Genomic DNA, 20,700 nt, shown 5'->3' on the forward strand with positions numbered 1-20,700 from the left:
TTAATATCTAATTAGATATTAATCTAATACAAAGACATCACGCAATAGGTTTAACCGTTTTATTTTGTTAAAATGAAAAAAACGCATTTGCACGATTACCTCTTGAAAGTGAGATTTCTAATGAAAATAGACCGTTTACTCTCTATCGTCATCCTGCTGATTAATCGGCGCCATATTCAAGCTAAAGAGCTTGCCGACATGTTCGAAGTGTCTGTACGCACCATTTACCGTGATATTGACACGATTAATGCAGCCGGCATTCCGGTTCTTACTACTCAAGGAGCAGGCGGTGGGATCAGTCTAATGGAAGGTTACCGCCTTGACCGCAACGTGTTGACCGATCAGGAACTGGCTGATATTTTCACTGCGCTGCAAGGCGTTTCCTCCTCCGGAGGGACTGAACATACTTTGCTCATGGAGAAAATCAGCAGCGTAATTCCTCCATCTCAATCAGCTGCCTTCCGCAGCAAGACCACCCAGCTCATCGTGGATTTTTCACCACGCGGGCTAAATGGGCCTTTGGAAGAACGCTTGACGCTCCTTAAAGAAGCTCTGGAAGAAGGCGTAGCTGTCTCGTTTGAATATGCGGATGCGGAAGGTCACATCACGCTGCGCTCTGTCGAGCCTTACACCTTGGTACTGAAGGGACAGGCCTGGTATTTATACGGCATTTGCGGGTTGCGGCAGGACTTCCGCCTCTTCAAGCTGCTGCGGATGAAGTCACTGGTGAAGGAGACGCGGACCTATACAAGAGAGGACCTTCCCTTGGAGGGACTACCTTGGGGAGGGGATTGGCAGAGAGAGGGCAGCCCTGTCCCATGCGTACTGCATTTTGCTGCCGAAGGCAGGCATTTGGCAGAGGATCGCTTTGATGCTGCCGAGCTGCAGCCTGACGGCAACGGAGGGTACTTCGTAACGATCCACTATCCCGAGGACAGCTGGTTCTATGGCTTCCTGCTTGCTTTCGGCACGTCTGTCGAGGTACTTGAACCAGAGTCCATTCGGCAGAAACTCGGAAAGCTCGCAACAGAAATCGCCGCAAAGTATGCTAAGCAGGATTGATACACTAAAAGGGCTGCTCCCACCAATCCGGTGAGAACAGCCCTTTCTTTAATGCATTCAAGAAGCCTGTTACTTGGCCTCAGCTTCGACTTCTGTCTTCAGAAAATCTGCCTGCGGCGAGGTTTTCTTGATGAAGAATGACAGTACCAATGCAGCAACAGTCACCCAGGTAGCCACAATAAAGGCATGGTTAATACCGTTAATGGTTGCTTCCTGCGACAGCTTCAACATGGCGGCTTTGTCTGTCTTGGAAACCGCTCCGCTAACCAAAGCGTCGGTAATTGTGCTCTTGGTGCGATTAGTCATCAAGCTGACGAACACAGCTATTCCCATCGCGCCGCCGATCGTACGCAGGGTGTTAGACATCGCAGACCCATGAGAGTTAAGACGCTGCGGAAGCTGATTCAGACCCGCAGTGACAATCGGCATCATCAGCATAGACATCCCGAACATCCGCGCGGTATACGTCAGAATAAGGTATGTGTATGAGGTGGAATCTGTAAGATGGCCGAATTCCCAAGTCGTGATTGTAGTAATAATCAGACCAATAACCGCAAGCCATCTGGCACCGATCTTATCGAAAATAATCCCCGTAATCGGCGACATGATTCCCATCAGAATCGCACCCGGCAGCAGCAGCAGCCCGGATTCCATCGGCGTAAAGCCGCGAATCGTCTGGAGATAAATCGGCAGCAGAATCATACCGGAGTACATCGCCATTGTAATGATAATATTGATGATGGTAGTTAGTGTAAACATGTTATAGCGGAAAATTCGAAACTCCAGTAGCGGCTTGTCGATCTTCAGTTGACGCCATACAAACAACACCAGGGAAACTGCACCCAGAATGAGGCACACGATAACCGTGGTGCTGCCCCAGCCGTCTGTTCCCGCGTCACTAAAGCCGTAGAGTAAACCGCCGAAGCCGAGTGTGGACAGAATGACGCCTAATTTATCCAGCGAAGGAGAAGTGACCTTCCCAACATTCTGCATCGTCTTCGCACCCAGCAGCGTGGAGAAAATAGCCAGCGGCAAGACAATAAAGAACAGCACCCGCCAAGAGTAGTTCTGCACAACCCAACCAGACAGTGTAGGACCGACAGCCGGTGCAAAAATCATCGCTACCGCCATTAAGCCCATCGCCTTGCCGCGTTCCTCAATCGGGAAGATGCGCAGGAACACAATGTTCATCAGCGGCATCAGAATCCCTGCACCGACAGCCTGAATCAGTCTGCCGACCAATATCATCTCAAAGCCGGTGCCGACACCGCACACCAGCGTACCTATTGAAAAAAGAACCATTGCCGTAATAAACAGCTGGCGGGTCGTAAACTTCTCCACCAGATACGCGCTGACTGGTACCAGTACACCGTTAACCAGCATGAAGCCGGTTGTCAGCCACTGGGCCGTATTGGCCAGAATGTTCAAGTCCTCCATAATCTTCGGCAGCGCCACATTCATCAGCGTTTGATTGAGCAACGCAACGAATGCTCCGATCAAGAGCGCCGCGATAATCGGACCTCTGCGAATAGCTTTGCCTGCCGTAGCATTAGCAGTTATTGTACTCATAATTTCTTTTTGTCTCTCCCTTGTTCTAATATTTGCACGATTTCACCGTGTATGCGTAGCAGCTCACCTGCATCCTCGGTAGGGATGTCTGCTAGCGGCAACAGATATCTTCTCAGTGAGGCTTTGCTTTTCTCCATAATCTCACTGCCCTTGTCAGTCAGTGTCAACTGGAAGATCCGCCGATCACTCTCAGACCGCTCACGCGTCAGCAATCCAGCCTTCACCATCCGGTCCACAACTCCACTGGCCGCACTATTTCCGAGATGCAACAGCTCTGCAAGCTCAGTGATTCCAATAGAAGGATGTGCAGAGATCTTACGCAAGACCATCAGTTGGGTAGGCGTAATATCTAGTTCTTCCGCGTCTTTCCAAAGCAGCTGCTGAAAAGCATGACTGATCCGGCGAAAGGAAGAAATAATCTCATCCAGCTGCCGTCGCTGCTCGTTCTCCTCCACAGCCTTCCCCTCCAATACCTTTAAAATTAAATACTTCGCATGCGAACTATTCTACTCTTTACGTATTTTCCCGTCAACTACTTGCTGAAATTTTCTGAAATGGATGTTTGTCTACAAGAAAAAGCCGCCCACTTCACACGGACGACCAAACTAATATTCATTTTTAAATTAAAAGAGCACGACACTTGCATGTAAAATAATCCAATTTACATCTCTAGCCAAGCTGCTTCACAGTTGCTTCCACATGCCCTTTAACCCGGACCTTATTCCACGCCTCTACAACGATTCCATTCTCGTCAATCAGAAAGGTCGAACGGACGATGCCCATATATTCCTTGCCGTACATTTTTTTCAGCTGCCACACGCCATAAAGCTCACTTACGGTATGCTCCTCGTCCGAGAGCAACAAAAAAGGCAAACCGTACTTGGCAATAAATTTAGTATGCGAGGTTAAGCTATCAGTACTGATTCCCAGGACCACTGCCCCCTTGGCAGCAATCTCTTCATGAGCGTCCCTAAAGTCGCACGCTTCCTGCGTACAGGCGGTTGTCATATTTTTCGGGTAAAAATATAAAATAACCTTATGTCCCAAGTATTGGCTCAGACGAACCTGCTCCCCATTGGAGGATGGCAACGTAAAATCAGGGGCGGCTTGTCCCACTTCTATTCCAGTATTATTCATGTTTTTTCACACCTTCATTTTATTAGGATAATTATTCCGAAATTGCGCGTATTCCCAAAAGAAATTATAATGTAGAGAATGTGAATGCGAAAGGAAGAACGAGAAATGCCACCAAGAAGGAAACGGCACGCAAAGGCCGGTAAAACTAAGAAACCACTGATTTGGACTCTGGCTATAATACTTCTTCTAATCATCGGCGTTGTTGTATATTACTTCACCTCCATCGCCAATGAACTTGGCAATCTCCAAAAAGATGGCGACAATTCACCTTTCCAAAATGTGGAGACGGTTGATACCGACACGCCTGAGCCTCCTAAATGGGAGGGCACGGAGCCTGTTAATATTCTGCTCATGGGTGTGGATGCCCGTGGGGTGAAGAAAGGCGAAGTCCCCCGTTCGGACACGATGCTTGTGGCTTCTCTTGATCCGTTGAAGAAGAAGATCACTGTCTTCTCTATTCTCCGCGATACGTATGTAGCTATTCCGGATCACGGTAAGCAGCGTATCAATGCAGCGATTATTTATGGACCCAACACGGCAATGCAGACAGTGGGCGATCTGCTGGGCATCCCGATTCAATATTATGTCTATACAGACTTCCAGGGCTTTATCAAGCTGGTAGATGCGGTAGGCGGCGTGGATTACGACGTGGAGAAGGATATGGTCTACAAGACGATTGCCGACGGACCCGAATACGATATCGATCTCAAAAAGGGGTTCCAGCATCTGGACGGCAATATGGCCCTGCAGTATGTCCGCTTCCGTCATGATGCCACCTCCGATTTCACCCGGACGGAACGTCAGCGTGCCTTCCTGAAGGTCGTAGCCGACAAACTGAAAAGCACCACCACACTCTTCAAGCTACCTTCCATCCTGTCAGATGTTAGTCCGTATATCGACACCAATCTGACACTGACCGACATGGCGAAGCTGGCGAGTGTAGGCTACGATAGCAGTATTGGCGGCAGTGAGCAAATCCCGCCGATGAACCTGCTCAAGGAAGATGAGACCAGTAATGGATCGGCCGTCATTGGAATCAGCAGCACTAGCAAGCTCAAGAAATTTGTACAGGATACACTGAATGGTCCTGAGCCCTCTCCTTCACCGGAGGCTGGCACGAGTAGCAGTGCTCCCGCAACCCCATAGTTCCATAATGGGCACGGAAGACTATACAATAACCCCCAAGGCATGATCACAGACGGGCGAACAGCGGACATAAACGCTGCTCGCCCGTTCCCTTGCCTATGGAAGACGAAAGGATGATTATTCATGAACCGTTCCACATCAGAGCAACTTTATCAGGAAGCCCTTCAGCATATCGTAGGAGGCGTCAATAGTCCCTCCCGTTCCTTCAAAGCCGTCGGCGGAGGTGCCCCTGTATTCATGAAGCGGGCCAGCGGCGCGTATTTCTGGGATGAGGACAATAACCGCTACATAGATTATCTGGCTGCTTACGGTCCTATTATCACCGGACATGCCCATCCTCACATTACAGCAGCCATCACTCAAGCTGCCGAGAACGGCATCCTTTACGGCACACCAACCCATCTGGAAATCAAGCTTGCTAAAATGCTTAAGGACGCCATCCCTTCGATGGACAAAGTGCGGTTCGTCAATTCCGGCACCGAAGCCGTCATGACCACGATTCGCGTGGCTCGCGCCTATACGAAGCGCAATAAGATCATCAAGTTCGCCGGCTGCTATCACGGCCATTCCGATCTGGTGCTCGTTGCCGCCGGTTCCGGTCCTTCCACACTAGGTATCCCAGACAGTGCCGGCATTCCCGTCAGTCTGGCGCAAGAAGTCATTACCGTTCCGTTCAATGACCTGGACGGACTGCGCGAGGCACTTGCCACCTGGGGCGACGATGTGGCCGCTGTTATGGTCGAACCGATTGTCGGCAATTTCGGTATGGTAATGCCGAAGCCAGGCTTCCTGGAAGGACTGTGCAAGCAGGCTCGTGACAATGGCTCGCTTGTCATCTACGATGAGGTAATCACGGCTTTCCGCTTCCATTACGGCTCCACTCAAACCTATGCCGGTCTCGATAACCATGAAGACATCACACCTGACTTGACGGCGCTCGGCAAAATCATCGGCGGCGGCCTGCCGATCGGTGCTTACGGTGGGCGCAAGCATGTCATGGAGCAGGTAGCTCCACTCGGTCCTGCTTACCAAGCAGGGACGATGGCGGGGAATCCGGCTTCCATCTCTGCCGGTATTGCCTGTCTTGAGGTGTTAAGCGCAGAAGGCGTCTATGAAGAAATGGAGCGTCTTGCAATTACTCTGACCGAAGGGCTTCAGGCCTCGGCAGACCGTCATGGTATTCCACTGACGATCAACCGTATCCGCGGAGCATTCTCTACTCATTTTTGCAATCACCAGGTCACTGATTACGAAGAGGCACAGGATACGGACGGAGAAATGTTCGCCAGCTTCTTCCGGCACATGCTGAACCGTGGCATCAATCTGGCACCGTCCAAGTATGAGGCGTGGTTCCTGACCACCGCGCATACCGATGACGATATCGCTGCCACCCTGGAAGCTGCTGAGGCCTCCTTTGCCGCCATGGCGGCGGGTGACCTGTAAAAAGCTGAATCAATTTGTGAAGCTCACAGTTATATCATCAAAAGCCGCTGGGGACATATCGTTCCCCAGCGGCTTTTTCGGATCAAATAGTACCTTACATTCCCCAGCCCGTCTGCTACCTTATCATCCTCCAGGTTGATTAGACGGAGGGATAAAAATCCACCTGACGGTTCAAATTGATTTCCTTGATTTTATTTTCCAAAAACATAGCCTCCGGCACCAATGAGAACTCAATCCCGTTCAATTCCTTCGGCAGCGCAGGGATGACTACAAACTGGAGCTGGGCATGGGTCCCGCCACCTCTACTTCCATGTCTTTGTACTGTATACTCCCGCTCACCGATAATAGCCAAGGTCAGGTTAGGCTGGAGCTGCACATTTCCGGACTCTTTTTGACGATATTTAATCTCAACCGTAACAACGCTATAGCTTTCATACTGCATTGCATGGGTCAAGCTATAATCACAGTGATCTTGTGATGTTTTTTGCAAAATTGGCAGCACACCCACCACTTCTTCCTCTTCCGGCCAGAAGATGGGCTGTACCCTATCATTCAACCCGCTCAGAATCATCGCAACCTGCTCCAATTCCAGTCCGAACTGCTTGGCGAAGACTTGCATCTGCTCGGGAGCCGGTACGGCTCTCTTCCCCCCAGCGAATTCCCTCCGCTGTTGCACCAGTCCCAGAATGTGCTCATCTATTGCTCTAACTTCCTCATTATAATGACTCGGAATCGTCCGAAATTCACCCCAGCCCATTGTTCCCATTATTACAGCCTCCTCGTCTCAGTTGTAATAATGACAGTATAACATATAAACACCCAACATTTGGAATATTATTCACCTCAAAAAATGGCCTTCAACCCCTGAAAGAGAGGACGAAAGCCATTCTTTTTACGCGTTTTTGTCAAAAAGAAGCCTGCATGTCACCTACTCATACAAACTGTGGATCTCCACACCCTGCGGAAGCTTGAACGGGTTCTCTTTGTTAATCCGGTCATAGAACATGAGGCCATCCAGATGATCTATCTCATGCTGAATGACGATTGCGTGATAACCTTTGTAGCGAACAACGATCTCTTTGCCGCTGGCATCATAACCCTTGACCTTCACAGACTCATATCTCGGTACAAAGCCATGTACTGGACGATCTACCGACAAGCAGCCCTCACTCTCGGGCAAATACACCATCGCCATGGAGTGGCTGATGATCTTGGGATTCACCCAGGTCTGCTCAACCATGCGCCCTTTCTCATCAGTGGCAAGCATGACGAACATCCGCTTGGACAATCCAATCTGATTGGCTGAAAGCCCCACACCAGGACGCAGTTTGTATTTAGCCGCAAGTTCTGGATTCTGGCTGTTCTTCAGGAACTGCATCATACATTGCAGCGCCTCACGATCAGCTTCCTGTAAGGGAATCTCCACCGGCTGGGTCACCTCACGAAGTACCGGATCTCCTTCCCGAACAATATCGTCCATCCGAATGATATAGTCAGCAGTAAATTTTGAATTAGACAACAATTTCATCCACCTTTGCCTTACGGGTTTGATTTATATATATAAGTACTGTATGCATCCTTACGGATTTATGAAAGCCGTCCGCAGCTTGCTGCTGTAATTCACGTCAAATCCAAGTCCAGTAGCTAACGCGCCCAGTGGAAGATAGGTTTTGTCTTCCTTGCCAACCTTCTGCAGAAAAGCAGGGGTATCAATTGCTACATCCTGACCGTTAACCTTAATCGTCTTCGCTCCAATCGTAACGACAACCGTTCTGTCACCGTATTGAATCGTTGCACTTGATGTTTTATTATCCCATTTGCCGGATGCGCCTACAGCATTCAGAATATCCTTCAGCGCCAGGAAGTTCTGACCGTTCTTAAGTATAGGCTTGTTGGGAGTATTCAATTCCACACCCTTCACAACAATATTCATAGGAGCAACTGTCGCAGCCGTAGCGACTGCCGTTGGTGTGCGGTATGCACCCCACTGCAGTTCTGCGAACACTGTAGCGATCTTCTCATATCCTAGCTGTGTCGGGTGAAAATCCGGTGTCTTGCCACTGATAATATAGGTTAATGAGAACTCTGCTCCGGCAAATTGCTCGGCAACATGAGCGACCAACACCGGTGCGCTGCCTTGGCTGAATGTACCTGCCACAGCCTCAGCGGCAGATGTGAGGCGATCTGCTGCATTCATCAGCTTTGTGTAAGACTGGCCAACGGCAATCTTGGGCGCTGGCTGATATTGATCAGCAAGTAGAATCTTGGCCCCCGGATTGACCACCCGGATATTCTCCAGAATGACCTTCAGATTAGCACTATAATCAGCCAGCTTCTGATCGAGCTGTGTCTCAAAGTCCGCATCTGTCAGATCTTTGACCTTCAAGAACAAGCTGCTTAAGTCATTCCCGCCGATTGTAATCGTGATAAGATTCGCTGCCGCGAGTTCCTTGGCCGCTTGCGGGATCTCCGCTGCGAAGGCAGCGATTCTGGGATCAGGAAGACCTTGCTGAATTGCATCCGGTGTAGTGGCCGTTCCGGTTTTGAGCGCCTCTGTATAGTGACTCAAGCCCGAAGTAGTCAATCCGAGGATTCCGTAATTGGCGAGCTCGCTCCGGCCATGGTACCAGCCCTGCTCCAGCAATCTCTCCGCATATCCATAAGGCTTCGCGTTCAGGTCTGTCATTCCCGGCTCATATCCAGCCGTTATGGAATCTCCCAGTGCCACGATGCGGAAGGTCTCCGGTCCTTTTCCTTGCGCTGCAGCTGCCTCTCCTGCAGCTTGCACTGACCCGGGGACACCTATCCATAGCGATAACAGCAGTAGACTGCTCATACTAGCCGCTGTTATCTTCTTCCAAACTTTCAGCATCGTATTCCTCCCCATTTCGTTCTGACTCTATTCTACCATCCCGGATACCCATGCAAAAGAGCGGTCCTCCGTTAAACGAAGAACCGCTCTTTTGTAAGAAGATAGCTATTCTATTGCTGTTCCTTATCGGAATTTGGACTCTCACTTTTAGCGGAGTCATTCGCTGGACCAGATGGCTCTCCAGCACGCTCCATATACTTATCATAACGGTCATCCAATTCTTGGCCGATCTTGCGATAACGCCTTGTCTCCTCCACGATGGGGTCCAGTGTCGTCTGGATACGAATCTCATACTTGGGCGAGATTTGCCGAAGCTCCTTAGCAGAGCGGTCGGTCTGCTCCATCTCGCCATCTTCCAGCAGCTCACTCAGCTTGCGTTCCAAATCATCGTTGCCGCTCATGGTCATAATGGATTCCTCCCTATGGCTGATATCCTGTAGCTTCCCCAGCTTTCAGCGAAGCAATCAGCGCATCATGAATACGGCCATTGCTCGCCACAACATGGCGGGTGCCAATATCATAAGCACTTCCACGAGTATCTGTGACCTTGCCACCAGATTCCAATACAAGCAGAACACCGGCCGCACAATCCCAAGGGTTAAGCCCCACTTCCCAGTAAGCGTCGACTCTGCCAGCTGCCACGTAGGCAAGATGCAGCGCCGCTGAGCCACCGGCGCGTATGCCCCTGATCTGCGGCAGCAGCTGCTGCAGACCGGCCATGTTCGCTGGCTGCGCAAACTCTCGATCCGGCGGGAAGCCCATGGCTAGCAAGCTGCCGGCCAGTTCATTTTCCGTCGAAACAGAAGCACGAATACCGTGTATATATGCACCCTTACCTTTTTCAGCGACAAACATTTCATCACGGGTCGGATCATAAATAACACCAACGGTCAATTCTCCCCGAACGACGAGTGCAATCGACACACAGTAAAAAGGAAAGCCGTGGACAAAGTTAGTGGTTCCGTCCACTGGATCCACAATCCACAAATATTCATGCTCACGCGCTTCTTCAAGAGCGGCAGCTGCGGCGGCGGCACCCGGCTCTACCCCTTCCTCGCCAAGGATGGCATGGTCAGGATAATGAGTCAGGATCAGCCTGCGGATCATCTGCTCTACGCCCTTATCCACTTCTGTAACCAGATCCTGCGCAGAGGTTTTGGTGCCAAGCTCTTTTACCTGACCCTGTCTGCTTTTGATCCATTCCCCTGCCTTAGCGGCAGCATTAATGGCTACGGCCGTGTGTCCCTTGCTGGTTACGACATAGGGTTCCCGTTCATTTCGGCTATTAGGATTTATAGGGTTCATCATTTCACTCCGCTTTCTTGAACATAATCGTCATTTCCGGGCCGGAGCCCTTGCAAAAAAATACAGATAACGGCAAGGGATTTCCCGGGCATTTGGTTTTATCCAACGTACCCTATTTCCGGAGACTTATCAAGTCATGGGCAGGCCTCTGTTCCGGCTATATCACGCGGTTTATCACTGTTTATGGTTCAATATTAACGCTGGCCCCGTCTAATACAGTTATTCTATGGTCAGCCTTCGCGGCTTCCTTCATTGCTTCCATCAGTCCAAAAAGCGCACCGTCCTTCAGCTTGGCCTCAATCATCACATCTACGGCAGGCGTATCCTCTGCAATTCGCTGCAGGAAAGCCAGCAGTGGCACAGGCTCTACCCCGTCGGCATGACTGCGGGGATCAGAGGGGCTGCGAGGACTCGACACATGAATTTTTGGCGGCAAATGCTCCCCTGGAAGTACATCCTTCAAAGCAAGTGGTGTCTGCCACGTCTTCAGAATTTCAGGCCACAGCTCCCACGGAAGTTCCCCTTCATTGTTCACCCACTGATGATGAATATCCAGCACCATCGGAAGTCCGAGATGCTGGCAGACTGCCAGTGTCTCCGGGGCATTGAAGGTCTTGTCGTCATTCTCCAGCGTGACACGTTCTTGTAGTTCCAAGGGAAGCTCCCGGAAATGATCTTCAAACCGCGCTGCCGACGTAGGCTTGTCCCCATAGGCTCCGCCGATGTGGATGTTGTTCTTGGCCGTTGCCGGCAGCCCCATCGCACGCAGCATATCAGTATGATGCTGGAGATCCCGGATGGAATTCACCAGCACCTCTGGCCGCGGCGTACTGAGTACCGTGAAATGATCGGGGTGAAACGATACCCTCATGCCGTGTCTTTTCACATAATCGCCCACTTCAGCGAAATCATCCGCGAGCGCCGCCAGCGGCTTCCAGTCCTGGAGATCGGGATGCGTTGCCAGCGGGACCAGCTTCGAGGTCATCCGGTATACTTTGATATCGGAGCCAGTGTTATGTTTCAGCAGACGCAACGTGTTGTGCAAATTCGTTCGAGTGAGGCTCTCCAAGCGGGCAAGTGCCGCTTCGCGATCTTCCAGCTTTTTGAATGAAGCCATCGTCATCGTCTTGGAAGGTGAACAATCGGGAATAACCGTAGACATCGCCACATAACCAAACCTTACAATCATTTCTCTTCCCCGAAAAACATCTCATAAGCTAGAGCAGTCTGCACCCTTGATTCTTCCTCATTCAGTTTGCGGATGAGATCCATCTCCACTGCTGTTACCTCATGTCCCTGAAAATTGATCTCGGCGATGGACGCTGAAATTTTGACGATCGCTACAGCAACATTCTCTGGAGTGTAGGCGATGACCTTTTGCCCGGTCGGATAGACGCGAAATCCTTGCTTTACCATCTTAGTGCGGCCGTACTCCAGCAGCTCATACAATTCCTGTTCGCTTTTGAATTTGCATACCGAATTGAACTCTGATTGAAAGCCCATCCTTCTCTCTCCTCTCTGGCCGGGATGATCCCGCCTGACGCCTTGTCATAGTGTATTATTCGTTGTCGTATTTCAGGTTTTGCTTGAAATTGTAGCGTTCCAGCGCCAGCTCGATCATACGGTCCAGCAACGCTCTATAGGATACGCCAGTCTCACGCCACAGTAGTGGATACATACTGTAAGGAGTGAAGCCTGGCATCGTGTTCACTTCATTAATCATAATTTTGCCGTCAGATCTGCGCACGAAGAAGTCCGCCCGCGTAATGCCACTTCCTTCAATAGCCTTGAAAGCCACCAGCGCCGATTCTCTTAGCCGGTCTGCAATATCGGGTTCAACCGGAGCCGGAATCAGCATTTGTGACTTGCCGTCAATGTATTTGGCCGCGTAATCATAATATTCACCAGAGGAAACAATTTCACCCGGAACGGAGGCTTCAGGCTCTTCGTTACCCAGCACACCAACCTCGAGCTCACGTGCATCCACGAATTCTTCAATAATGACCTTCGTATCATATCGGAAAGCATACTCGACAGCCTTAACCAGACTTTCTTGGTCTTCTGCTTTGGAAATGCCCACGCTGGACCCCAGGTTGGCCGGCTTAACGAACACAGGGTAGCCAAGTTTATCCTCCACATTCACGATCAGCTCATGACTTCTGTGTTTCCACGAGCTAGCGTTAAAGTAGCAGTACTCACACTGATCCAGTCCGGCTTCAGCGAACAGCTTCTTCATTACGACCTTATCCATACCCGCCGCCGAGGCCAAAACTCCAGCCCCGATATAAGGAATGTTCGCAATTTCGAACAAGCCTTGAATGGTACCATCTTCTCCATAAGTGCCGTGCAGCATCGGGAACATCACATCAACCGCTGACACCTCACTGGAAAGACCGCTGAATATGGCATTCATCGCAGTTCCTGAATCAGAAGACGCCTCAGCAAGCTTAAGCTGCTCAATCTGTGCGAATGGCGCTGTCAGCGTCTCGCCCACCTTCCACAATCCCTGCTTCGTAATATAAAAAGGCAGAATCTCGTATTTATCGTAATCAAAAGCATTCATGACTGCAAAAGCCGTCTGCAGCGACACCTCATGCTCACCAGATTTGCCGCCGTATACCAGACCTACGGTCAATTTTGCGTTCCCCATACTCCAATAACCTCTTTCCGAATTATAAATAGTCATTAATATGAAAAAAACGGTAGGCCGTCTTGTCGGTCCACGCATAGGAATCGCGATAATCCCAATATCTGTGGCGGCTGCTGACCGTACGTGCATTTACCAGCGGCATGCCGCCTGCATCAAGCGCGGTGACGAACGTGCTGTGCTGGTAATGGCCGTCGCCATCCCAATCGTAGAAGATGACATCTCCCGGCTGAAGCTGCTCTGCCCGCTCTACTGCTTCAGCACGCAGACCGCTGCTGCGGCTGGCACTCAAATAACGTTGCAGGCTGTCCGACACAGCCCAGCTGAAGCTCCACCACTCCTGGCTTCCATTGTAACCTTTGTACCACCAGCCCGTTTCTCTTTTACCAGTATAGTTGAAAGGCGCTCCCCCTGCAAAGAGACATTGGGAGACATAATTGGTGCAATCCACTTCGAAGTTGGTGTATTCCGGGTTCCCTTCTTTCCACCAACGATCGGCGTATGCTACAGCTGCCTCGCGGTTGTAACGGATCTCTTTGGAGCCGGAATTTCCCCCTAATATATTCTTGTTCAGAAGCGGCTGCGAGGGCTGTGGGGCAGGCAGAACCTCTCCCCATTTGGAGACTCTCCCGTCCGCTTCAGGTTCAATGTAGCGTTTGGCACTCCTCTCTGGAATTCTCCGCTCCACTGCGGCAATTTCCCAGCTCCCGCCCTGAACAAAAATCAAGCGTTCCGATTCTACTGCATCTTCACGATGCCTCATTCCGCCCTTTTCATAATAAAGCGCACGATGCAGAACTACCTCTGCAATAACCTCACTAGGAGATTGATGTACAACATTTAATGTCTTGACTCCCGTCTCTCCACGCAGCGGCGTGATGCCTCTGCTGGCATACCACTCCCCCAGCCTGCGGGAGCGCTCTCCCTGCTGTATCCGAAAGCGCGGATCTCTCACCACAGAAAAACGCGGCACGACCCCCGGTTCCACCCTGTCTTTGTTCAATTGATCCACATATTCATACAGACTTCGTTTCCAATCCTGCTCCATTCTACTCCCGCCCCTTCTCCCCTGTTTAGCTGCTGTCCTATGTATATGAAGGAAAGTGCGCTGCTATACAGATGCAATCCATTTTGGACATGATTACAGGGTGGAGAAAACGGGCGGTATTCCCATCAAAAAGGAGCAAAAAAAACTTTACTCCCCTCCTTGTAAACGTTATACTTAAAGAAGATGCAATATATGAAATGGAGTTTCAACAGATGAAACAAGGAGGCGCATTTATGCCAAGCAAGGATCATTTTTCGCTAGCCCGTACCCTGGAGTCGGGTGGCAAAACGTATCGCTACTACGACCTTAATTCCCTTGAACAACAAGGACTGGGCGCCATTTCCTCCCTGCCCTTTTCCATCAAAGTATTGCTTGAGGCTGCAGTTCGTCAATTCGATGGACGGGCGATCACGGAAGAGCATGTAAAGCAGCTGGCCGGCTGGGCTGGCGGTATTGACCGAAACAAAGAAATTCCTTTTATCCCTGCTCGGATCGTACTGCAGGACTTCACCGGTGTGCCGGTAGTCGTAGACCTGGCAGCCATGCGGGATACAGTTAAAAAAGCCGGCGGCGATCCTAAGAAGATCAATCCGCTCGTACCGGTAGACCTGGTTATTGACCACTCTGTCATGGTCGATGCCTTCGGTACGTCCGATGCCCTGGAATACAATATGAACGTTGAATTCGAGCGTAATGAAGAGCGCTATCGCTTCCTGCGCTGGGCACAGACAGCCTTCAACAATTTCCGTGCGGTTCCGCCTGCAACGGGTATTGTCCACCAGGTGAATCTGGAGTATCTGGCTTCTGTCGCCGCTACGAAGACCCAAGATGGCGAAACCGTAGTTTATCCGGACTCTCTTGTAGGAACAGACTCCCACACTACCATGATCAATGGTCTTGGCGTAGTCGGCTGGGGCGTCGGCGGTATCGAGGCCGAAGCAGGTATGCTGGGCCAACCGCTTTATTTTGTTACACCAGATGTTGTGGGCTTTAAGCTTACCGGTAGCCTCGTAGAAGGCGCTACTGCTACTGACCTGGCTTTGACCGTAACTGAGATGCTGCGTAAAAAAGGCGTAGTCGGCAAATTCGTAGAATTCTACGGCCCTGGCCTGGCAAACATCAGTCTCGCAGACCGTGCTACGGTAGCTAACATGGCTCCTGAGTATGGCGCAACGATCGGTTTCTTCCCTGTCGATGAAGAGACTCTGGCTTACCTCCGCAGCACCGGCCGTCCTGACGACCTGGTGTCACTGGTAGAATCCTACTACAAAGCACAAGGCATGTTCCGCACCGCAGAAACACCAGACCCGCAGTTCAGCGATGTTATCGAATTGGATCTGGCTTCGGTTGTACCAAGCTTGGCGGGACCAAAACGTCCGCAGGACCGTGTGGAACTTACGAATATGAAAGAAAGCTTTGAAGGCATTATCCGCACACCTGTAAATAAGGGTGGATATGGCCTCAGCGACGAGAAAATCAATCAAGTTGTTGAAATAGAGCACAAGAACGGCTCGACTAGCAAGCTGCGCACCGGTGCAGTTGTAATTGCAGCAATCACGAGCTGTACGAACACCTCCAACCCAAGCGTTATGCTGGGTGCCGGACTCTTGGCGAAGAAAGCTGTAGAACGCGGTCTGACTAAGCCGGGATACGTTAAGAGCAGCTTGACCCCAGGCTCACTGGTAGTTACAGAGTACCTGGAGAAAGCAGATCTGCTGAAACCGCTGGAATCTCTCGGCTTCTACGTAGCTGGATATGGCTGTGCTACTTGTATCGGTAACTCTGGCCCGCTGCCAGATGAAGTCAGCGAAGCGATTAACGACAACGACATGACGGTAGCTGCTGTAATTTCGGGTAACCGGAACTTTGAAGGCCGTGTCCATGCGCAGGTCAAAGCCAACTATCTGGCTTCCCCGCCGCTGGTTGTTGCTTACGCGCTGGCAGGTACTGTTGACATTGATCTGCAGAATGAGCCGCTCGGATATGATCCACAAGGCGAGCCTGTTTTCCTGAAGGATATCTGGCCTACTTCCGCGGAAATCAAAGAAGCGATCGGCCTCTCCTTGAGCCCGGAAATGTTCCGTCGTAAATACGAAAATGTATTTACCGCGAATGAACGTTGGAATTCAATTCCAGTTCCTGAAGGCGAACTGTATGAGTGGGACGACAACTCCACCTACATCCAGAACCCGCCATTCTTCGAGAATCTGGCCGATGGCCTTGGTGATATCGATAATATTAACAACGCACGTGTACTGGCGCTGCTGGGTGACTCTGTTACAACAGACCATATCTCTCCAGCAGGTAACATCTCTACGAACGGTCCAGCAGGCGAGTATCTGCGCGATCACGGCGTAGAGCGTGCAGACTTCAACTCCTACGGCTCACGCCGTGGTAACCATGAAGTGATGATGCGCGGTACCTTCGCCAACATTCGTATCCGTAACGCTGTGGCTCCGGGCACAGAGGGCGGGGTAACCACCTTCCTTCCAAGCGAAGAAGTCATGTCTATCTATGACGCTTCCATGCTGTATCAGTCCGCAGGACAGAATCTCGTTGTTATCGCCGGAAAAGAGTACGGCACAGGCAGCTCCCGCGACTGGGCCGCTAAAGGAACCCTGCTCCTGGGCGTCAAAGCCGTCATCGCCGAGAGCTTTGAGCGGATTCACCGCAGCAACCTGGTCGGCATGGGCGTTCTGCCACTGCAATTCAAAGAAGGCCATAGCTGGAGCAGCCTAGGCCTGACCGGACGCGAGACCTTCAACATTAACGGTCTAGACAACAATGTGCTGCCTAGCCAAGAATTGACCGTCACGGCTACCCGCGAAGACGGAACCCACTTCGAGTTCCCTGTCATCGCACGTCTCGACAGTACCGTTGATATCGACTACTACCGCAATGGCGGTATTCTGCAAACTGTACTCCGCCAGATGCTGGCCGATGCTACAACTCCAGATAACGCCCTTCCGGTTGAATAACCTGAAATTTTAACAAGAGGATGCCCTCAGTGCCATAGGCGCTGAGGGCATCCTTTTTTTGCATGGTTGGACGTAAAGAGATGGGGGTTGGGTGGGGTTGGGGGTGGGGCTCCGTCGTTCGTAGTTAATGGATCTTGGTTAGTGGACCGTGCTCGTGGCTCCGTGATTATGTGCTTATGTGATTCCATAGTTCGTGGATTGTGGCTAGTGGACCGTAGCTCGTGGTTCCGTAATTCATGGATCATGGTTAGTGGACTGTAGCTCGTGGTTCGAAAATAACGACATTTCTGAACTTAATTAAGAACACATATAAAAAGGATCGCAGTGTAATTAACGGCATTTTTGTACCTTAAATCCTCTGTAGCTAAGGGTTAGTGGAGATTAAGTGCAATATTGTACCTTAAATCTTCCAGAATACCCTGCTCAGCGTGCTTTTCCCGAAAATAAGATACAATAATGCCCTTATTTGCTTTATTTCCCTATATTAAAGAAAAATAAGGTACAAAAATGCTGTTAGTTGGGGAGATGGCCCCTCTTTTTCAATGTTAGATGATTGGTAAAGGGGAAATTCACCAATTCTTGTGGTTGAAATCTGTCAACAGTCTATGTTCCGGTGCTGGCTTTCCTATGGAAAGCTTTCAGGGCGAACGCTTTGCTCCTACAGTTCCAAACTTCCCCGTTCGCTTATCTTCGTTTTTGGTTAATTTCTTTTGTTCGGCTTGTATACTTTCTGCTTTCTGCTTTCTGCTTTCTGTTTTCCAAGCCGAAGGTAGTTGCTCATAAGAGAGAAAAAAGGTTGTTCCAAAACACTTGGAACAACCTTTTCATGCCCTGCCGCGGTGCAACAAGGCTGGCCGAACTTGAAGTGCTGGCCGTGCCTATACGGGCAGCGTGCCAGCTTCACGCTGCCAGCCGCCTCCGAGGGCGCGGCTAGCAGCGCAGGGCTTGATGCTGCCGCCGTGCTTACGGCAGCATCAAGCCCATCTCAGCCGCCGTCTCATGGAGGACGGCGGCATACGCCAGCAGCGTCTCCTGGGAGAGACGGCTGACTGGCCCGGACACGGACAGCGCGGCTACGACAGTGCCGCTGCGTCCCACCACTGGCACGGCTACGGCCGCCGCGCCAGGCTCGCGCTCCTCGAAGCTCGTCGCGTAGCCCAGCTTCATAATGTCCTGGAGCTGATGCTTATAGGCATCGCGCTCCACATAGTCGGGCCAGCCGGGGCCCTCCAGCAACGACTGCAGCACCTCCGGCGGCGCATAAGCCGCCAGCACCTTACTGGAAGCTCCGACCGACAGAGGCAGTCGAGCACCAATCTGCGCCACCCGGCGGATAGCCTGCTGGCTTTGTACAGCCTGAATGCGCACACGCTCCAGTCCATCGCGCAGGTACAAGCTGACGGTCTCGCCCAGCCGGTCTCGCAACCGCTCCATAGCCGGCAGCAACAGAGCTGCCGACTCATCGTAAGCTGGCAGATGTGTCGACAGCTCCCAGACTCGAATGCCTAGACGGTACTTCTCCGTCGCCGCATTGCGAGTCAGGAAGCCTTTTTCCTCCAACGTTGTTAACAGCCGATGCACCGTACTTTTATGTAGACCAATCTGCCCGGCAATCTCCGTCAACCCGAGCTCGTTGTCCTTCGTGAAACACAACAATATATCAAGCGCCCGTTCTACAGCGCGTACCGTCAGTTTGCGGTCCTCCACCCTGATCTCCCCTTTTGTTTCATCAAATGAAACTCGGTTACATTATTAAATATAATCAATTCTATCTTAGAGCAAATCCCTGCGGAAATCCAGCACATTCGGCACACGGAAAAGGCTGGGCTCCACTTTACAGTTGCATTACAAAACCGTTGATTTCATTGACTTTGATAAGTCATGATCATACGATATATATAAGTAGAAAGACGCTAATACGTAAGACTTTTCACACTTGTATCTGTCAAAAAGATTAGGAGGGTGACCATCATGGATTTGGCTACAACTCGCACCGGCACGCCGGTCTCCCGCCAACCTATAGAACGCAAGCCTGATACGCCGCCGCCATTGTCCCTGGGCATGATTCGCTTCAAGCATATCATTGTAGCATTGCTGCTTTCGGTATTCTTCTTTTTCGTGTTCTGCTTCATCTCTCTGCATGGCTATATTGCCTGGGTGTTGTCCAATCCAACAGTTGCCCCCCTCTATTCCAACCCTTCAATTGCCAAGGGTCTCAAGTATGAGGATGTGACCTTCCCGGCATTGGACGGCAGTCGCACTATGCAAGGCTGGTACATTCCCGCTGAAGGATCTACGAAGACTATCGTATTTAGCCATGGATATGGCGCTAATCGCGAGGAATCCTGGGTACCGATGTATGATCTTGCGCATTACGCCCATCGCCTGAATTTTAATGTCGTGATGTTCGATTATGGTTTTGCTTCACAGATCAATAAGGATATCGCTACAGGTGGCAAAAAAGAATCCCAGCAGCTGCTAGGTGCCATCCAGTTCGCTAAGGAGAAAGGCGCACAGCAGATTGTCGTCTGGGGCTTCTCCATGGGTGCTGGAACCGCGCTTCAGGCTGGACTGGTCACGAAGGATGTCGATGCCATGATTCTCGACAGCACCTTCCTGCTGGAACCGGACACGCTGTACCATAATATCAAACAGAACATCGATCTACCTCGTCAGCCCTCTCTGGAAATTATGGAGCTGCTGTTCCCGTTGCTTAACGGAACTGGGCTGAATCAGATTCCATACGCCAAGGTAAAATCAGAGGATTATCCATTCCCGATCCTGTTCCTGCACGGAACCAAGGATGACAAGGCACCGTATCCAATTGCCGAGGAGCTTGCAGCGAACCAGAGCAACCCTTACTCTGAATCCTGGATTGTAGAGGGCAGCCATCATGAACTGTTATTCCGGGAGCATCCGCGCGAATATTTGCGCCGGGTCTCTGCATTCCTGGGTAATGTACAGCTGGCAGAAACGAAGGAAATCGAGCAGTCCACCGCAGTAAAACCTTAGTCACTATCATAGATCAGATTATTTCCAGCATTAAGCAGGTGTCTGCTTCATAGCATTAATATTTCATAGTATATTTTAGTCATGATATAAATTTTCTGTAATTCATCTATAATTGCACACAAGTCTCCTTCCGGATATGCAGAAATGCACCGGTAGGAGACTTTTCTTTTCTGTGAGGCTAGCCATAAATCACTCGTATTATTATAGAACCACCATTTTAAAGGATACTCAAATTCTGAGGTTCAAGAAAAGTAGATCAATTCAAATCAGTTCAAATTAGTTCAGATTAATTTACATTAATTCAGACCACCTGTCTCTAACCATTCCTCTACCTTCTCCTCTATGTTCTTCTCTAAGTTCTTCTCTAAGTTCTTCTCTAAGACTCTGTTATCCGCTCTTCTCTAGACTGTTCTTTAAGCTTTTTCTAACCCATTTTCTAAAATCCCCTGTTTGCTTCCTTAATATTTTTGCCGCCTCACCA

At 50.5% G+C, this 20,700-nt stretch carries 18 protein-coding genes; 5 read left to right on the forward strand and 13 right to left on the reverse strand.

All coding sequences use genetic code 11. The annotated features are described in order from the left end of the window. Positions 1-120 precede the first annotated feature (120 nt). Positions 121-1,062, forward strand: a complete 942-nt coding sequence (locus tag ACFRAM_RS22735) for a helix-turn-helix transcriptional regulator (protein WP_379468366.1) — start codon at positions 121-123, stop codon at positions 1,060-1,062. Between the two features lie 69 nt (positions 1,063-1,131). Here the strand turns inward: ACFRAM_RS22735 and ACFRAM_RS22740 are convergent, their stop codons facing one another. The 3 genes from ACFRAM_RS22740 to bcp form a co-directional block, all read right to left on the reverse strand. Next, positions 1,132-2,631 carry a DHA2 family efflux MFS transporter permease subunit gene (locus ACFRAM_RS22740; protein WP_379468368.1) on the reverse strand — a complete coding sequence of 500 codons (1,500 nt, stop codon included), beginning with the start codon at positions 2,629-2,631 and terminating at the stop codon, positions 1,132-1,134. Beyond that, the gene (locus tag ACFRAM_RS22745; RefSeq protein ID WP_066374450.1) at positions 2,628-3,086 is read right to left on the reverse strand and encodes a MarR family winged helix-turn-helix transcriptional regulator; all 459 of its coding nucleotides are present in this window, start codon (positions 3,084-3,086) and stop codon (positions 2,628-2,630) included. The genes ACFRAM_RS22740 and ACFRAM_RS22745 overlap by 4 nt, the downstream gene beginning before the upstream one ends. A 214-nt stretch (positions 3,087-3,300) precedes the next feature. Next, positions 3,301-3,768, reverse strand: a complete 468-nt coding sequence (gene bcp, locus ACFRAM_RS22750) for a thioredoxin-dependent thiol peroxidase (RefSeq protein ID WP_379468370.1) — start codon at positions 3,766-3,768, stop codon at positions 3,301-3,303. A 105-nt stretch (positions 3,769-3,873) separates the two neighbouring features. On the opposite strand from bcp, the gene ACFRAM_RS22755 reads away from it, so the two are divergent. Then, complete coding sequence (locus ACFRAM_RS22755; protein WP_379468371.1) at positions 3,874-4,914, forward strand: LCP family protein; 1,041 nt, start codon at positions 3,874-3,876, stop codon at positions 4,912-4,914. Between the two features lie 123 nt (positions 4,915-5,037). Further along, positions 5,038-6,357, forward strand: a complete 1,320-nt coding sequence (locus tag ACFRAM_RS22760) for a glutamate-1-semialdehyde 2,1-aminomutase (RefSeq protein WP_379468372.1) — start codon at positions 5,038-5,040, stop codon at positions 6,355-6,357. A gap of 139 nt (positions 6,358-6,496) precedes the next feature. Here the strand turns inward: ACFRAM_RS22760 and ACFRAM_RS22765 are convergent, their stop codons facing one another. The 9 genes from ACFRAM_RS22765 to ACFRAM_RS22805 all read right to left on the reverse strand — a co-directional run bounded on the left by ACFRAM_RS22765 (position 6,497) and on the right by ACFRAM_RS22805 (position 14,229). Next, complete coding sequence (locus ACFRAM_RS22765; protein WP_379468374.1) at positions 6,497-7,123, reverse strand: hypothetical protein; 627 nt, start codon at positions 7,121-7,123, stop codon at positions 6,497-6,499. Between the two features lie 162 nt (positions 7,124-7,285). Continuing rightward, the gene (gene def, locus ACFRAM_RS22770) at positions 7,286-7,837 is read right to left on the reverse strand and encodes a peptide deformylase (RefSeq protein ID WP_379468598.1); all 552 of its coding nucleotides are present in this window, start codon (positions 7,835-7,837) and stop codon (positions 7,286-7,288) included. 99 nt (positions 7,838-7,936) lie between these two features. Further along, positions 7,937-9,229: a stalk domain-containing protein gene (locus ACFRAM_RS22775; RefSeq protein ID WP_379468376.1), complete on the reverse strand. Its 1,293-nt coding sequence runs from the start codon at positions 9,227-9,229 to the stop codon at positions 7,937-7,939. Positions 9,230-9,339: 110 nt separating this feature from the next. Further along, positions 9,340-9,630, reverse strand: coding sequence for a hypothetical protein (locus ACFRAM_RS22780; protein ID WP_379468600.1), 291 nt, complete (start codon positions 9,628-9,630; stop codon positions 9,340-9,342). Between the two features lie 19 nt (positions 9,631-9,649). Next, positions 9,650-10,534, reverse strand: a complete 885-nt coding sequence (locus ACFRAM_RS22785) for an inositol monophosphatase family protein (RefSeq protein WP_175372261.1) — start codon at positions 10,532-10,534, stop codon at positions 9,650-9,652. Positions 10,535-10,715: 181 nt separating this feature from the next. Then, positions 10,716-11,723 (reverse strand): UV DNA damage repair endonuclease UvsE, encoded by a 1,008-nt coding sequence (gene uvsE, locus ACFRAM_RS22790; protein ID WP_379468378.1) that lies wholly within the window; start codon positions 11,721-11,723, stop codon positions 10,716-10,718. Further along, the gene (locus ACFRAM_RS22795) at positions 11,720-12,037 is read right to left on the reverse strand and encodes a hypothetical protein (protein ID WP_175372145.1); all 318 of its coding nucleotides are present in this window, start codon (positions 12,035-12,037) and stop codon (positions 11,720-11,722) included. Before ACFRAM_RS22795 ends, uvsE begins: the two co-directional genes overlap by 4 nt. A 55-nt stretch (positions 12,038-12,092) precedes the next feature. Beyond that, positions 12,093-13,184, reverse strand: coding sequence for a D-alanine--D-alanine ligase (locus ACFRAM_RS22800; RefSeq protein WP_175372146.1), 1,092 nt, complete (start codon positions 13,182-13,184; stop codon positions 12,093-12,095). A gap of 22 nt (positions 13,185-13,206) precedes the next feature. Then, the gene (locus ACFRAM_RS22805) at positions 13,207-14,229 is read right to left on the reverse strand and encodes an amidase domain-containing protein (RefSeq protein WP_379468386.1); all 1,023 of its coding nucleotides are present in this window, start codon (positions 14,227-14,229) and stop codon (positions 13,207-13,209) included. 233 nt (positions 14,230-14,462) lie between these two features. Between ACFRAM_RS22805 and acnA the strand changes: the two genes are divergently transcribed. Continuing rightward, positions 14,463-17,207, forward strand: a complete 2,745-nt coding sequence (gene acnA, locus ACFRAM_RS22810) for an aconitate hydratase AcnA (protein ID WP_379468388.1) — start codon at positions 14,463-14,465, stop codon at positions 17,205-17,207. A 963-nt stretch (positions 17,208-18,170) separates the two neighbouring features. Here the strand turns inward: acnA and ACFRAM_RS22815 are convergent. After that, positions 18,171-18,914 carry an IclR family transcriptional regulator gene (locus ACFRAM_RS22815; RefSeq protein WP_379468391.1) on the reverse strand — a complete coding sequence of 248 codons (744 nt, stop codon included), beginning with the start codon at positions 18,912-18,914 and terminating at the stop codon, positions 18,171-18,173. 264 nt (positions 18,915-19,178) lie between these two features. Here ACFRAM_RS22815 and ACFRAM_RS22820 point away from each other — a divergent pair, with 264 nt between their 5' ends. Then, positions 19,179-20,219: an alpha/beta hydrolase gene (locus ACFRAM_RS22820; RefSeq protein ID WP_379468393.1), complete on the forward strand. Its 1,041-nt coding sequence runs from the start codon at positions 19,179-19,181 to the stop codon at positions 20,217-20,219. Positions 20,220-20,700: the final 481 nt, after the last annotated feature.

Source organism: Paenibacillus sp. NPDC056722 (assembly GCF_042790635.1).
Lineage (GTDB): Bacteria > Bacillota > Bacilli > Paenibacillales > Paenibacillaceae > Paenibacillus_AQ > Paenibacillus_AQ agri.